Source organism: Streptomyces violaceorubidus (assembly GCF_000717995.1).
In the GTDB taxonomy this organism is placed as follows: domain Bacteria; phylum Actinomycetota; class Actinomycetes; order Streptomycetales; family Streptomycetaceae; genus Streptomyces; species Streptomyces violaceorubidus.
Window position 1 is genome coordinate 252,642 of sequence record NZ_JODM01000006.1, and the last position, 14,181, is coordinate 266,822.

General features: G+C 73.9%; 12 protein-coding genes. 7 read left to right on the forward strand and 5 right to left on the reverse strand.

What is annotated here, in order from left to right; genetic code table 11:
• Window positions 1-21: 21 nt before the first annotated feature.
• From IE94_RS0111925 to IE94_RS0111940, 4 genes are all read right to left on the reverse strand, one after another.
• Window positions 22-2,460, reverse strand: coding sequence for a right-handed parallel beta-helix repeat-containing protein (locus IE94_RS0111925; protein ID WP_030182227.1), 2,439 nt, complete (start codon window positions 2,458-2,460; stop codon window positions 22-24).
• A gap of 108 nt (window positions 2,461-2,568) precedes the next feature.
• Window positions 2,569-3,177, reverse strand: a complete 609-nt coding sequence (locus tag IE94_RS0111930) for an Rv1733c family protein (protein ID WP_030182229.1) — start codon at window positions 3,175-3,177, stop codon at window positions 2,569-2,571.
• A gap of 219 nt (window positions 3,178-3,396) precedes the next feature.
• Window positions 3,397-4,224 carry an MOSC domain-containing protein gene (locus IE94_RS0111935; protein ID WP_030182232.1) on the reverse strand — a complete coding sequence of 276 codons (828 nt, stop codon included), beginning with the start codon at window positions 4,222-4,224 and terminating at the stop codon, window positions 3,397-3,399.
• 42 nt (window positions 4,225-4,266) lie between these two features.
• Window positions 4,267-4,713, reverse strand: a complete 447-nt coding sequence (locus IE94_RS0111940) for a DUF6643 family protein (protein ID WP_030182233.1) — start codon at window positions 4,711-4,713, stop codon at window positions 4,267-4,269.
• Window positions 4,714-5,008: 295 nt separating this feature from the next.
• Here IE94_RS0111940 and IE94_RS0111945 point away from each other — a divergent pair, with 295 nt between their 5' ends.
• The gene (locus tag IE94_RS0111945) at window positions 5,009-6,289 is read left to right on the forward strand and encodes a TerD family protein (protein ID WP_030182237.1); all 1,281 of its coding nucleotides are present in this window, start codon (window positions 5,009-5,011) and stop codon (window positions 6,287-6,289) included.
• Between the two features lie 17 nt (window positions 6,290-6,306).
• On the opposite strand, the gene IE94_RS0111950 is transcribed toward IE94_RS0111945, so the two are convergent.
• Window positions 6,307-7,551 (reverse strand): glycosyltransferase, encoded by a 1,245-nt coding sequence (locus tag IE94_RS0111950; protein WP_037922382.1) that lies wholly within the window; start codon window positions 7,549-7,551, stop codon window positions 6,307-6,309.
• Window positions 7,552-7,590: 39 nt separating this feature from the next.
• Between IE94_RS0111950 and IE94_RS0111955 the strand changes: the two genes are divergently transcribed.
• From IE94_RS0111955 to IE94_RS0111980, 6 genes are all read left to right on the forward strand, one after another.
• The gene (locus IE94_RS0111955) at window positions 7,591-8,376 is read left to right on the forward strand and encodes a glutamate racemase (protein WP_030182242.1); all 786 of its coding nucleotides are present in this window, start codon (window positions 7,591-7,593) and stop codon (window positions 8,374-8,376) included.
• Window positions 8,377-8,455: 79 nt separating this feature from the next.
• Window positions 8,456-8,998, forward strand: coding sequence for a hypothetical protein (locus IE94_RS0111960; RefSeq protein ID WP_030182250.1), 543 nt, complete (start codon window positions 8,456-8,458; stop codon window positions 8,996-8,998).
• A gap of 187 nt (window positions 8,999-9,185) precedes the next feature.
• Entirely contained in the window at window positions 9,186-10,799 is a 1,614-nt protein-coding gene (gene lnt, locus IE94_RS0111965) for an apolipoprotein N-acyltransferase (protein WP_030182254.1), read from the forward strand.
• Between the two features lie 68 nt (window positions 10,800-10,867).
• The gene (locus IE94_RS0111970) at window positions 10,868-11,347 is read left to right on the forward strand and encodes an NUDIX hydrolase (protein WP_030182256.1); all 480 of its coding nucleotides are present in this window, start codon (window positions 10,868-10,870) and stop codon (window positions 11,345-11,347) included.
• 54 nt (window positions 11,348-11,401) lie between these two features.
• Window positions 11,402-12,202, forward strand: coding sequence for a 3-hydroxybutyrate dehydrogenase (locus tag IE94_RS0111975; RefSeq protein ID WP_030182260.1), 801 nt, complete (start codon window positions 11,402-11,404; stop codon window positions 12,200-12,202).
• 56 nt (window positions 12,203-12,258) lie between these two features.
• Window positions 12,259-14,175: a helix-turn-helix domain-containing protein gene (locus IE94_RS0111980; RefSeq protein WP_030182261.1), complete on the forward strand. Its 1,917-nt coding sequence runs from the start codon at window positions 12,259-12,261 to the stop codon at window positions 14,173-14,175.
• Window positions 14,176-14,181 lie beyond the last annotated feature (6 nt).

A 14,181-nucleotide genomic window follows, 5' to 3' on the forward strand; every position in this document is an offset into this window, starting at 1 on the left:
CGGGCTCCGGCTGCGGCTCCGCTACGGCAGCTCGGGCAGGTCCTCGGGGTACAGCAGGGTCAGGTCGTCCGTGCTCGGGTCGGACAGCTGGGCGACCCGGCTCGCATGCCGCTCCACCATCGCCTCGAAGGTCTGCCGTGCCGTGCGGCCGTTGCCGAAGGCCGGGCCCTTGGGAATCTCCGCGAAGTACTTCGCCAGCGCCTCGGGCGTGCCCGGCCCCAGCCGGTACTCGTGCTCGTCGGCCTGCTGCTCCACGATCCGCAGCAGCTCCCCGGGGCCGTAGTCGCCGAAGGTGATGGTCCGTGAGAAGCGGGAGGCCACACCGGGATTGACGGACAGGAAACGCTCCATCTCCGCCGTGTACCCCGCGACGATCACGACGACGGCCTCCCGCTGGTCCTCCATCAGCTTGACCAGCGTGTCGATGGCCTCCTTGCCGAAGTCCCGGCCCGCGTCCTCGGGCGAGAGCGCGTACGCCTCGTCGATGAACAGCACGCCGCCGTGCGCCCGCTGGAAGGCCTCCTGGGTGCGGATCGCCGTGGAGCCGATGTGCTCGCCGACCAGGTCCACCCGGGACACCTCGACCAGATGGCCCTTGTCCAGCACACCGAGCGAGGCGAGGATCTCGCCGTACAGCCGGGCGACCGTCGTCTTGCCGGTGCCCGGGGACCCGGTGAAGACCAGGTGCCGCTTGACCGACGCCGCCTTCAGGCCCGCCCGCTGCCGGCGCCGGCCCACCTCGATCATGTCGGTCAGCGCGCGCACCTCGCGCTTGACGCTGTCCAGGCCGACCAGGGCGTCCAGTTCGCCCAGGACGGCCTGCGAGGTCCGCGCCGGCTCCTGGGGGGCGGCGGGCGCGATCAGCGGCTCCTGCTCGGTGGTGCGCTGCCCGGGGATCGAGCCGAGCAGCCCGGGGGACTGGGCCGCCGTCTGCACCACCGGCTCGGGCGCGGCGGGCGCCGTCAGGCCGGTGCTCTCGTCGCTGGTGCAGTCCTCCACGAGCGGCCCGGAGTCGTACGCCGAGTCGGGGCCGCCGTCCGCGAACTCGTACCCGCCGCGCGCGCAGCGCTCCGTGCGGCACTTCTTCAACGTCGTACGACAGCCGTCGATCACATGGAAGCCGTATCCCGCGCTGCCCGTGACCCGGCAGTTCAGGAAGCTGCCGCGGCCGCCGGCCGACACGTAGACACCCGCCTCGGAGGGCGAGTCGACGGTGCAGCGCTCGATGGTGGGGTCGGCGCCCTTGGTGACGATCACGCCGGTGCGGTTGCCGTCCAGGGTGCAGTTGTTCAGGGTGCCGCCGCTGCCGTGGTCGCGGAACCACGCGCCGGTGGCGGCGTCCCGGATGCGGCAGTCGTCGAGCTGCGCGGTGGCGCCGTCGCTCACCGACACGGCGGTGTTGCGCACCTGGGAGAGGTCGCTGTCGACGACGTCCGCGCGCGAGCCCCGGTCCAGGACGAACAGCGCGTCCGGCACGTCGTGCACCCGGCAGGAGTCGAGCACCGCGGTGGCGCCGTCGCTGACCCAGACCGCCGGGTAGTCGCCGGTGCTGTCGAAGATCTCGCACTGGTTGGCGTCCACCCGGGTGCCCGGGTCCCACACCGACAGGCCGTTGCGCCCGAACTGCCGCACGCTGGTGCGGGTCAGGGTGAGGACCGAGCGGGACCTGAGGTCGACCGCGTTCTCCGGGATGTCGTGGATGCGGCAGTCGGCGAGGGTGAGCACCGCGTCCGTGTCCAGCGTGACGCCGTCGCCCGTGGTGCGGTGCACGTCGCAGTCGGTCAGATGGGCCGTGGCCCGGCCGGTCACCTGCACGCCGCTGCCGCGGACCTCGTAGACCTCGCAGCCCACGGCCTCGAACGCGGAACCCTCGCCGGTCGCCGTCAGTCCGGATCCCGTCGCGTGGTGCACCCGGCAGCGCTCCAGCCGGGGGCGGCCGCCGGAGCGCACCGCGACGCCCGCCTGGCCGGCCGCGACGACCTCGCACTCCTCGAACACGCCGCCCCCGCCGTCCAGGACGGCGATACCGACACCGGCCGGATTGTCGACGGTGCAGCGCCGCACCGTGGGACGCGCGCTGCCGCGCACCTCTATCCCGGAGGCGGAACGCGCGACGACCCTGAGACCCACCAGCTCCGGCGTGCCGTCCTCCACCAGGACCGCGGGCGCCGCCGCGTCCTGGCCCTCGACGTGCAGGTCCTGGATCACCGCCGAGGCGCGCACGGTCAGCGGGACACCGTCGGCGGGCGCGATCCGGACCGAACCCTGGGCGCCCTCGGGTCCGCGCAGGGTCACCGCCCGCTGGACGACGAGATTCTCCCGGTAGGTCCCTGGGGCCACGGTGAGGACGTCACCGTCGGCCGCGGCCTCCAGGGCGGCGGCGAGCGATGCGTACTCACCCGTGCGGCGCCGCCACCGCGAGGTGCCGGTGTGCGTCACCTGGACCGTGCCCTGTGCCATGGCGTTGCTGTGCCCCCACCTCGTCGTACGCGGGTCGTCGCCGATTCGGTTCGGCCGGTCCACCGTAGCGTGCGCGCAGGTGGTGAGTTGACCGGAGGCCGAAGCCCGTCAACTGCCCGCGCCGGTCCTGCCCCAGTCCGGTCCCGCCCGCTCCCACTCCTGCTCCAGGCACGCGTAACGGCGGCGGACCAGGCGCCAGACCACGATCCGCCGGGCGGCCTCCACCAGGGCCGCGGCCGCCACCGCGGTGCCGATCCCGGCGAGCACGGCATGCGTGGTCGCCGTCGCGGAGTCCAGCGGGCGGGCCACCTCGCGGCCCCGCGCGTCCGTCCACATCGCGAACCGGTCGCCGCTGCCCGGGCGGTCGACGCCCACCAGGACGGGGCCCTCGTGCCGCGAGCCGTCCGGCCCGGACCAGGCGGCGAGGACACGGCTGCGTGGCTCTTCGCCGGAGGAGGCGCCCTCGGGGTCGACGGACAGGGGCGAACGCTCCAGGGCCCGGACCACGGTGGCCGTCACCCGGTGCCGCACCTCGTGCTGCTCGCGCACCGACCGCTGCAGGGCGCTCTGCGCCGCGCCGCCCACGAGCACGCCGGTCACAGGCGCGACGCACCCGATCAGCAGCAGCGCCGTCAGGGCCACCCAGGCCTCGGCCAGGTCGCTCGGGCGGCACAGCGGATTGCCTCGCCACCGCCACAGACCTCTGATCGCCCGCACGCACCCACCCCCTTCCCGCTCCGCTCCACCCCCGTCGAGCCGTTCGCACGGATCCCGGGCGGACCGGACGGCGGGGGCGCGCCGTCCCCGCTCGGTGACCCGTCACGGCCGGATTCTCATGAACCTCTCACAAAGCCCAACGCGCGGGCCCCGCACCGGGTTCCCGTTACCGGGCCGTTTGTCCGGAACCGAGACGCGGTCGTGGCGGGCGGCCGCACCTCACTCGATGATCCGCACCGGGTCGCCGACCCGGACCGTGCCGCGGCCGAGGGGGACCAGGTTCTGCCCGAAGACCAGTTTGCCGTCGATGCGTCGGTGCCGTCCGAGGCTGTACAGGGGCTCGGTGCCGCGGTCCGCGGTGCCCTGGTCGGTGGTCGTCACGACGCACCGCCCGCACGGCTTGGCGACCCGCAGGACGACCTCGCCGACGGCGACGCGCGACCAGCGGTCCTCGGCCCAGGGCTCGGTGCCGGAGACGACCAGGTTCGGCCGGAAGCGGTTCATGGGCAGTGGGCCCTCGTCCGCGTGCTCACCGCGCGCGATCAGGGAGTTGAGGGCGTCGAGCGAGGCGGTGGTGGTCAGCAGCAGCGGAAAGCCGTCCGCGAAGGAGACGGTCTCGCCGGGCTGCGCGTACCGCGGGTTCACGGGGCGGCGGGTGGCGGGGTCGTCCAGGTGCACCAGCCGGACGTCGGCCCCGAGCAGCGCGCTGCACCAGGCGTGTGCCGCCTCGTCCTCGGCGGGGAGGGCCTCGATCTTGTCCCGGAAGATCTGCACCGGCACCGTGCCGCCCGCGCGCGGGACCGGCACCGTGAGGGGCGCCGTGCCGGGCGCGGACAGCCGTAGGCCGCCGCCGGGCAGAAGCTCGGCGGCGGCCAGGGCGAGGCGCGGCTGCTTGCGTTGCGTGACGACCTTTCCCCCGTCGTCGATCAGCATCCAGCGTCGGTCCCCGGCCGGCCCCCAGGGCTCCACCACGACTTCCTGGAGCGACAGGCTCCGGAACGCCTTGACCGGATGGACGTGGATCGACTGCAGTCGCGCGTACTCCATGGGTTCATCGTGCCAGGTGGCACCGACAACCCGGAGGGCGGCTCAGTAACCGCGGTACTGCTGCTGGTTGTACGGATCCTGGTACGGCGCGGGGGCCGGCCGGGGAGCCGCGGGGCGCATCGCCTCGTACCCCGCGGGGCCGGGCGCGGCCGGGCGGGGCTGCTGCGGCTGCTGCTGGGGCCCGGGGTACCCGCGCGGCGCGGTCGCCTGGTGCGGGATGTACGCGGCGGGGGCCTGCTGCAGCGGGGCGGGCTGCGGGGCCTGCTGCGGGTATCCGTAGGAGGGCTGCGAGGGGCCGGCCGGGAGGGCGGGCAGTGCGGACGGCAGCGCGGGCAGATGGTTGCTGCTCGGCATGTCGTACGCGGCGGGGACCCGGATCGGGGCGATCTGCGGTGTGCCCCGTTCGGCCACGAGCGAGTCGTAGATCGGGGTGTCCGGGAAGGAGGCGGAGTAGTAGCCGCCGCCATAAGTGGAGCGGGGGGAGGTCATGGCCATAAGTTAAGCCCACGATGTGCTGGTTGGGGAGACCGATAAGAGGGTTGTTTTCCGTGTCCGCGGTGACCGGGCATCCCCAATGCGAGCGAACTTGGCAAAATAGGGCGTCATGCCGCGCGATTTTGCGGTAAAGGCCGAGTTCCGGGCGGGTTACCGGCGGTTGACCGAACCTTCTGCCGGGCTCTTCTTCAGGGGCCGGCGACCCGGAGAATAGGTTGGGCGTCAGGAACTCGACGATTCGCCGGGACATCACCCGGCCCGGTGACACGTGATGGGGGCGGACATGTCAATGTCGAAAGGATCAAACACCCCGGTGCCGACGACGGCGCTGCGGGTCGAACTGGGCTGGCGGTCCGGACCCGGTGTGCCCGACGCGGACGCCTCCGCCCTCCTGCTGGTGGGTGGCAAGGTCCGTTCCGACGCGGACTTCGTCTTCTACAACCAAGCGGCCCACGCCTCCGGATCGGTCCGTCACGAGGGCAAGCGGGACGTCGGCGGCCGGGTGACCGACAGCCTGCTCGTCGACCTCCAGCGCGTGGAACCCGCGATCGAGACCGTGATCCTCGCCGCCTCCTCGGACGGCGGACCCTTCGGCCGGGTCCCCGATCTGTACATCGAGGTGCGCGACACCGCGCGGAACACCGTCGTGGCCCGCTTCGACAACCCGGGCGCGACCGTCGAGACGGCCTTCGTGCTGGGCGAGTTCTACCGCCGCCAGGGCGCCTGGAAGTTCCGCGCCGTCGGCCAGGGATACGACTGCGGACTCGAGGGCCTGGCCACGGACTACGGCATCTCGGTGGACGAACCGCAGCACGCCCCCGCGGCCACCCCGCCCGCGCCCGTCCCGCCGGCGCCGATGGCCCCGCCGGTGCCGCCCGCCTTCCCTGCCGCGGCGCCCCCGCCGGCACCCTCCGCACCTCCCGCCCAGCCGGTCCGGCTGACCAAGGTCACGCTCACCAAGGCGGCGCCCTCCGTCTCACTGACCAAGCAGGGCGGAACCTCCGGCGCCATGCGCGTCAACCTCAACTGGCAGGTGCGCAAACAGTTCTCGGGCTGGGCCCGCAAGCTCGGCCGCCCGGTCGCCCTGCACGACGACCTCGACCTCGACCTGTGCTGCCTGTACGAACTGAGCGACGGCAGCAAGGGAGTCGTCCAGGCACTCGGCAACGCCTTCGGGGCGCTGCACCAGCCGCCGTTCATCCACCTCGACGGCGACGACCGCACCGGCGCCGTGTCGACCGGCGAGAACCTCACCATCAGCCTCGACCACCAGCGGTACTTCCGGCGCATCCTTATCTTCGTGACCATCTACGAGGGCGCCCGCTCCTTCGCCGACCTGCACGCCACGGTCACCCTCCAGCCGCAGTACGGCGCCCCGGTCGACTTCTCGCTCGACGAGTGCACCGTGCCCTCGACGGTGTGCGCCCTGGCGCTGATCACCAACACCGGAAGCGACCTCGTCGTCCAGCGTGAGGCCCGCTACCTGGTGCCCGAGCGCGGCGTGAGCCCGCAGCGGACGGTCGACCACGCCTACGGCTTCGGCATGAACTGGACCCCCGGCCGCAAGTGACCCGCCCCCGGGGCCGCTCAGCCCGCGCGGCCCTCCTCGGGCACCGCCTCCGGACGGGCGTAGGTACGGCCCTTCCAGGCCGCGCCCCGCCCCCGGTAGTGCTGCACCGCCGAGTCGACCGTCATCAGGAGATAGAGGAAGGCGGTGAAGGGCAGCAGCGGCGCGAGCCACAGAGGCTGCCGGTAGTAGCCCAGCATCGGCAGATACGTCCCCGCCATCACCAGCCAGGCGGCGGCGCCCAGCACGGCCACGGCCCCCTGCCCCGCCGCCAGGCCGAGGAGGAACGCCGACGGCGGCACCAGATACACCAGGGCCAGGCCGAGCACCGTTCCGGCCAGCACCAGCGGGTTGTGCCGCAACTGCGCGTACGCGCTGCGCGAGACCATCCGCCACAGGTCGTGCAGCCGCGGGTACGGGCGCACGCTGTCCACCCCGTCGGCAAGGCCCAGCCAGACCCGGCCGCCGGTGCCCTTGACCGCGCGGGCGAGGGCCACGTCGTCGATGACGGCGTGCCGGATGGCGTCCGGGATCCGCGCCCGTTCGGCGGCGTCGGCACGCAGCAGCACACAACCGCCCGCCGCGGCCGCCGTCCGCGTCACCCTCTGGCGCCCGCTCCCCGCGCGGCCACCGCCGATCCACCGGAACGGGTACAGCTGGGCGAAGAAGTAGACGAAGGCCGGCACCACGAGCCGCTCCCAGACGCTCTCCACCCGCAGCCGGGCCATCTGGGAGACGACGTCGAAACCTCCGGTGCCGGCCGCCGAGACCAACCGGCGCAGACTGTCGGGGGCGTGCGCGATGTCGGCGTCCGTCAGGAGCAGGTACTCGGGTTCCCGCGCGCGTGCCAGACCGATGCCGTGCCGCACCGCCCACAGCTTGCCCGTCCAGCCGGCCGGCGGCTCCCCGGGCGAGGCCACGGTCAGCGGCAGCCCCTCGTGCCGCCGGGCCAGCTCGCACGCCAGCTCACCCGTGCCGTCCGTGCTGCCGTCGTCGATCAGGAAGACCTCGGCCCGCCCCGGATAGTCCTGGGCGAGCAGGGAGGGCAGGCTCGACGGCAGCACCGTCGCCTCGTCGCGCGCGGGGACGACGACGCACACCGGGGGCCAGACGGCGGGCTCCTCGCCGGCCGGGAGTCTGACGTCGGTACGCCAGAAGAAGCCCCGGGCGAGCAGCAGCCACAGCCAGGCGGCGAGGGAGAGTGCTGCCACGACGGTCACGACGGAAGTCCACGCATCGGCGCTCACGTGCGCAGTCTGCCCCACGGCGCCGGTCGGTGGCGGCGCATCGTCTATGGTGGCCGGGTGAAGATCGCGCTCATGGACTCCGGAATCGGTCTGCTGGCGGCGACCGCCGCGGTACGGCGGCTGCGACCGGACGCCGATCTCATCCTCTCCCTGGATCCCGACGGGATGCCCTGGGGCCCGCGCACCCCGGAGGACCTGACGGAGCGTGCCCTCGCCGTGGCCGAGGCCGCCGCAGCACACCGTCCGGACGCCCTGATCGTCGGCTGCAACACCGCCACGGTCCACGCGCTGCCCGCGCTGCGTGCCCGGCTCGAGCCCGGGGTGCCCGTCATCGGCACCGTGCCGGCGATCAAGCCCGCGGCGGCCGGTGGCGGCCCCGTGGCGATCTGGGCGACACCGGCCACCACCGGCAGCCCCTACCAGCGCGGTCTGATCGAGGAATTCGGCGGCGGGGCGACGGTCACCGAGGTGCCGTGCCCAGGACTCGCCGACGCCGTCGAGCACGCGGACGAGACGGCGATCACCGAGGCCGTCGGCGCCGCAGCCGCCCTCACACCCGGTGACGTGACGACCATCGTCCTGGGCTGCACCCACTACGAACTGGTCGCCGAGCGCATCCGCGCCGCCGTGCAGCGCCCCGACGCCCCGCGCCTCGTCCTGCACGGCTCCGCCGGGGCGGTGGCCGCCCAGGCGCTGCGCCGGATCGGAGCCCGCCCCGACCCCGGCGCCCCGGCGGAGGGCACCCTGACCGTGCTGCTGAGCGGACGCGAGGGCGCCCTGCCCGCGCCCGCGCTCGCCTACGACGAGGGCAGGCTCCTGCGCGCGGTCACACCGGCCGGCTGACGCGCCCCTCTGCCCGGTCGGCCCAGTCACCCTGTGCGACGAGGTACCCGCGCAGCGAAACATGAGTAACCTCATCTCCATGAGGCATCGCCACGGCGAGACCGTCCCCCAGCCGAACGTCTGGACCGGCCGTGCCACCAGCCGGGTCCAGTGGTTCCTGGCGCTCATCGGAGCCGCCTGCCTGGCGCTCGGCATCGCCCTGGCCGTCGAATCTGCCTGGGAGTCCGGCGTCGCCCCGCTCGCCATGGCCGTCGTCGGCTGCATCGCGGCGGGACTGCTGGTCCTGTTCGGCACGCTCGCGTTCGTGCACGTCGCGCTGAGGGTCGACGAGGAATGTCTCGAGGTCCGCTGCGGCCACATCGGGGTCCCCCGCCGCCGCATTCCGCTCTCCCACGTCGCCGGCGCCGAGTTCGCCCCGCACGTCACCCCGCGGCACTGGGGCGGCTGGGGCTACCGGTGGCGGCCGGAGATGGGCACCGCCGTCGTCGTGCGGCGCGGTGAGGGCCTGATCCTGCGGCTGTGGGACGGACACACCTTCACGATCACCGTGGACGACGCGGAGTCGGCCGTCCAGGTCATCAAGGACCGACTGCGCCCCAAGACACCGGGCCCGGCCCACTGAGCGTCGCCGACGATCCGCACCGCGGGGTCCTGCGGACCGCGCCCCGGGAGGTCCTGCGGACCGTCCGTGCCGCAGAGCGGGGGAGAACGGACCGGGAGTCCCGAGCCGCCCGGCGACCGGTGGCGAGCAGGTCGGACCGGCCGACCGTCCTGTCCGGGGCCAGGTCACCCGCCGTACACTCCGGGGGGTGACAGCCACCGCAACCTCCGTCGGCGAGCCGGACCGGACACGGCCGCAGACCACGCCCGCCTCCCGGGCCGTCGCGCGGCTCGTGCGCCTCGTCCCGGCCGCCGCCGCGGCGCTCTCCGGAGTGCTCCTCTACGTCAGCTTCCCGCCGCGCGCCCTGTGGTGGCTCGCGCTGCCCGCCTTCGCCGTCCTCGGCTGGGTGCTGCGCGGCCGCGGCTGGAAGGCGGGCCTCGGTCTCGGCTACCTCTTCGGCCTCGGCTTCCTGCTCCCCCTGCTGGTGTGGACCGGCGTGGAGGTCGGCCCCGGGCCCTGGCTGGCCCTGGCCGCGATCGAGGCGCTCTTCGTGGCGGCCGTCGGCGCGGGCGTCGCCGCCGTCTCGAAGCTGCCGGGACGGCCGGTGTGGGCGGCGGCGCTGTGGACCGCGGGAGAGGCGGCACGCGCGCGCGTGCCCTTCGAGGGCTTCCCCTGGGGCAAGATCGCGTTCGGGCAGGCGGACGGGGTGTTCCTGCCGCTCGCCGCGGTCGGTGGCACACCGGTACTCGGCTTCGCGGTCGTCCTGTGCGGCTTCGGCCTCCACGAGGCCGTCCGCCTGGCCGTCCGGGCGCGCCGCGGCGACGAGGTACGGCGTGGCGCCGCGGCCGTGGCACTGCTCGGCGTGGCCGCGCCCGTCCTGGCCGCCGTGGCCGCCCGACCGCTGGTCAGCGACACGGCGGAGGACGGCACCGCGACCGTTGCCGTGATCCAGGGCAACGTGCCGCGCGCGGGCCTCGGCTTCAACGCCCAGCGCCGCGCCGTGCTCGACTACCACGCGCGCGAGACGCAGCGCCTGGCCGCCGAGGTGAAGGCGGGCAAGGTGGCACGCCCCGACTTCGTACTGTGGCCGGAGAACTCCTCGGACATCGACCCCTTCGCCAACACCGACGCCCGCCTCGTCATCGACCGGGCCGCCAAGGCGATCGGCGCCCCCATCTCGGTCGGCGGCGTAGTGGAGCGCGACGGCAAGCTGCTCAACGAGCAGATCCTGTGGGACCCGGACAAGGGCCCCGTCGACACCTACGACAAGCGGCAGATCCAGCCCTTCGGCGAGTACCTCCCGCTGCGCTCCCTCATCGGGGCGATCAACGACACCTGGACCAGCATGGTCAGCCGGGACTTCAGCCGGGGCACCGAGCCCGGCGTGTTCACCATGGCCGGGGCCAGGGTGGGCCTGGTGACCTGCTACGAGGCGGCCTTCGACTGGGCCGTGCGCTCCGAGGTCACCGACGGCGCCCAGATGATCTCCGTTCCCAGCAACAACGCGACCTTCGACCGCAGCGAGATGACCTACCAGCAGCTCGCCATGTCCCGGGTCCGCGCGGTCGAGCACAGCAGGACCGTCACCGTCCCGGTGACCAGCGGCGTCAGCGCGATCATCATGCCGGACGGCAGGATCACCCAGAAGACCGGCATGTTCGTGGCGGACTCCCTGGTCCAGGAGGTGCCCCTGCGCTCCTCCGAGACGCCCGCCACCCGGCTCGGCGTGGCGCCCGAGATCGCCCTGGTGCTGCTCGCCGCCGGCGGACTCGGCTGGGCCGGCGGCGCCGGTGTGCGCGGGCGACGCGCCCGCGACGTGTAGCCGTACGCCCGTCGCACGCCCCGTGACATCGGCGGATGCGGCCCGGGCGTCCCGTTAGGGTCGGGTCCATGGCTACTCCCGATTTCATCCGCGACCTGCGCGTTCTTGCCGGACACCAGCTGCTGTGGCTCCCCGGAGTCACCGCCGTCGTCTTCGACGACGAGGGAAGAGTGCTGCTCGGCCGACGGTCCGACAACGGGCGCTGGTCGTTGATCGGAGGCATTCCCGAGCCGGGCGAGCAGCCCGCCGCCTGCGCCGTGCGCGAGGTCGAGGAGGAGACCGCCGTCCGGTGCGTCGTCGAACGGCTGGTCCTCGTGCAGGCCCTGAAGCCGGTCACCTACGACAACGGTGACGTCTGCCAGTTCATGGACATCACGTTCCGCTGCCGCGCCGTGGGCGGCGAGGCCCGGGTCAACGACGACGAGTCGCTCGAAGTGGGCTGGTTCGCGGTGGACGCGCTGCCCGACATCAAGGAGTTCGGGCAGACCAGGGTCAAGCAGGCCATGTCCGACGCCCCCACATGGTTCGAACCCACTGGTTCCTTCTGAAGTATGGGGCGCGCCCACATGGGGGACGGGGTGGGCGCTGCCTAGGGTCGGGACATGACCTCGCCCAGCGTCCTCCCGGCCCCCCACGCCTCCTCGCTCGACCTCCGCGGCCGCACCGCCCTCGTCACCGGTGCCGCCGGCGGCATCGGCCGTGCCTGCGCACTGCGGCTGGCCGCCGCCGGGGCCGAGGTCAGAGCGGTCGACCGGGACGCCGCCGGTCTCGAGGCGCTCGCCGGGAGCTGCGGGGACCTCGCGGGCAGTGTCGAGCCGCAGGTCCTGGACCTGACCGACCTGGACGCCGCCGAACGCGCCGCGGCCGGCACCGACGTCCTCGTCAACAACGCGGGGCTGCAACTGGTGCGGCCCCTGGAGGAGTTCCCGCCGGACGTCTTCCACACCGTGCTCACGGTCATGCTGGAGGCCCCCTTCCGGCTGATCCGCGGCGCCCTGCCCCACATGTACGGGCAGGGCTGGGGCCGCATCGTCAACATCTCCTCCGTCCACGGCCTGCGCGCCTCGCCCTACAAGGCCGCCTACGTGTCCGCCAAGCACGGGCTGGAGGGCCTGTCCAAGACCGCCGCCCTCGAAGGCGCCGCCCACGGCGTCACCTCCAACTGCGTGAACCCCGCCTATGTCCGCACCCCGCTGGTGGAGCGGCAGATCGCCGACCAGGCCCGGGCGCACGGGGTCCCCGAGGAGCGGGTGCTCTCCGACGTACTGCTGCGGGACAGCGCCGTGCGGCGGCTGATCGAACCCGACGAGGTCGCCGAGGCGGTGGCGTACCTGTGCGGCCCGCACGCGGCCAGCCTCACGGGCACCTCACTCGTCCTGGACGGCGGCTGGACCGCGCACTGAGCCGGGGTTTTCCACAGGGCTGCCGGGACGGGCGGGAGATGGGGAATCCTGTGAGCATGTCCCGTGATCACGCGCAGTGCGCCGAGACGCCGTTCCTGGAGCTGCTGGCCCGCGGCGCCTCCGCCGACGCCTACGAGCAGCCGGTGCTGCTCGCCCGCGCCGAGGGCGGACCGGCCGAGCGGATCGACGCGCTCGAACGGGCCAAGCACCTCGCGCTCCGGGTGCGCTCGGAGCTGGAGGGCCGGCGCAGGCGCGAGGCCGAGCTGTCCGCGCTGTTCGAGACCGCCCACGACCTCGCCGGACTGCGCGACCTGGACGCGGTGCTGCGGGCGATCGTGCAGCGGGCCCGCTCCCTGCTCGGCACCGATGTCACCTACCTCAGCCTCAACGACCCGGACCGCGGTGACACCTACATGCGGGTCACCGAGGGCTCGGTCGCCGCCCGCTTCCAGCAACTGCGGCTCGGCATGGGGGAGGGGCTCGGCGGCCTCGTCGCCCAGACCGCCCGCCCCTACGTCACCGACGACTACTTCAAGGACGCCCGCTTCCAGCACACCGGCACCATCGACGCGGGCGTGCGCGACGAGGGCCTGGTCGCCATCCTCGGCGTCCCCCTCATGCTCGGCCACCACGTCATCGGGGTGCTCTTCGCCGCGGACCGCCGGGCCCGGGTCTTCGAACGCGAGCAGATCGCCCTGCTCGGTTCCTTCGCCGCCCTCGCGGCCGCCGCCATCGACACCGCGAACCTGCTCGCCGAGACCCGCTCGGCCCTCGCCGGTCTGGAGCGGGCCAACGAGATCATCCGGGACCGCAGCGCCGTCATCGAGCGCGCCTCCGACGTGCACGACCGGCTCGCCGAGCTCGTCCTGCGCGGCGGCGGGGTGCACGACGTGGCCGCCGCCGTCTCGCAGGTGCTGGACGGCGCCGTGGAGTTCACCGAGGCCACCGCGGCACCGGAGTACGCGCTGGAGGCGTCCCGTGCCGACGGACACGTGGTGCGGCACAAGGACGACTGGATCGCCGCCGTCGCCGCCGGTGACGAGCTGTTCGGTGCCCTCGTCCTGCGCGGCCACCCCGGCCTCGATCCCGTCGACCAGCTCACCCTCGAACGGGCCGCGATGGTCACCTCCCTGCTGCTGCTCGCCCGCCGCTCCGCCGCCGAGGCCGAACAGCGGGTCCGCGGCGAGCTGCTGGACGACCTGCTGGACGCCCGCGACCGCGATCCGCGCCTGCTGAACGACCGGGCCCGGAGGCTGCACGCCGACCTCTCCGCCGCGCACGTCGTCCTCGTCGCCCGACTCGACGCCACCGCGGCCGACGCCGACCAGGAGGCGGACGCGCGCCGGCGCCTGTGGGCCGCGGCCTCCCACCTCGCCGCGACCCGGCACGGCCTGGCCGCCGCCCGGGACGGCGGCACCGTACTGCTGCTGCCCCTGACGGACGGGGACAAGGACGGGGACGGGGCCACCGGTCTGGCCCGCCGCACGGCCCGGCACCTGGGCCGCGCGGTCCACGAGGCCGTCACCGTCGGCGCCTCCGCCCCCGTGCGGGACCTCGCCGCCCGCCCCGACGCCGTGGCCGCCGCCTACACCGAGGCCGGACGCTGCCTGGACGCCCTGCGCCTGCTGGGACGGTGCGGGGACGGCGCGGCGGCCGAGGACTTCGGCTTCCTGGGCCTGCTGCTGTCCGGGGACCAGAACGTGCCCGGGTTCGTCGACCGCACCATCGGCCAGGTCGTCGCCTACGACGAGCGGCGCGGCACGGAACTCGTACGGACCCTCGACGCGTACTTCGCCTGCGGGATGAGCCCGGCCCGCACGAAGGAGGCCCTGCACGTCCATGTGAACACCGTCGCCCAGCGCCTGGAGCGCGTCGGCCGGCTCCTGGGCGAGGACTGGCAGAGCCCCGACCGCGCGCTGGAGATACAACTGGCCCTCAGGCTCCACCGGTTGTCGGCCCCGGCGCGGCACTGACCCCCG

What these genes read in the sequence shown, in the direction of transcription:
- IE94_RS0111960 (WP_030182250.1), top strand. Translation starts at nt 8,456, where the DNA reads ATGAGGCATCGCCACGGCGAGACCGTCCCCCAGCCGAACGTCTGGACC.
- IE94_RS0111935 (WP_030182232.1), bottom strand. Translation starts at nt 4,224, where the DNA reads ATGGAGTACGCGCGACTGCAGTCGATCCACGTCCATCCGGTCAAGGCG.
- IE94_RS0111975 (WP_030182260.1), top strand. Translation starts at nt 11,402, where the DNA reads ATGACCTCGCCCAGCGTCCTCCCGGCCCCCCACGCCTCCTCGCTCGAC.
- IE94_RS0111925 (WP_030182227.1), bottom strand. Translation starts at nt 2,460, where the DNA reads ATGGCACAGGGCACGGTCCAGGTGACGCACACCGGCACCTCGCGGTGG.
- IE94_RS0111970 (WP_030182256.1), top strand. Translation starts at nt 10,868, where the DNA reads ATGGCTACTCCCGATTTCATCCGCGACCTGCGCGTTCTTGCCGGACAC.
- IE94_RS0111945 (WP_030182237.1), top strand. Translation starts at nt 5,009, where the DNA reads ATGTCGAAAGGATCAAACACCCCGGTGCCGACGACGGCGCTGCGGGTC.
- IE94_RS0111980 (WP_030182261.1), top strand. Translation starts at nt 12,259, where the DNA reads ATGTCCCGTGATCACGCGCAGTGCGCCGAGACGCCGTTCCTGGAGCTG.
- IE94_RS0111940 (WP_030182233.1), bottom strand. Translation starts at nt 4,713, where the DNA reads ATGACCTCCCCCCGCTCCACTTATGGCGGCGGCTACTACTCCGCCTCC.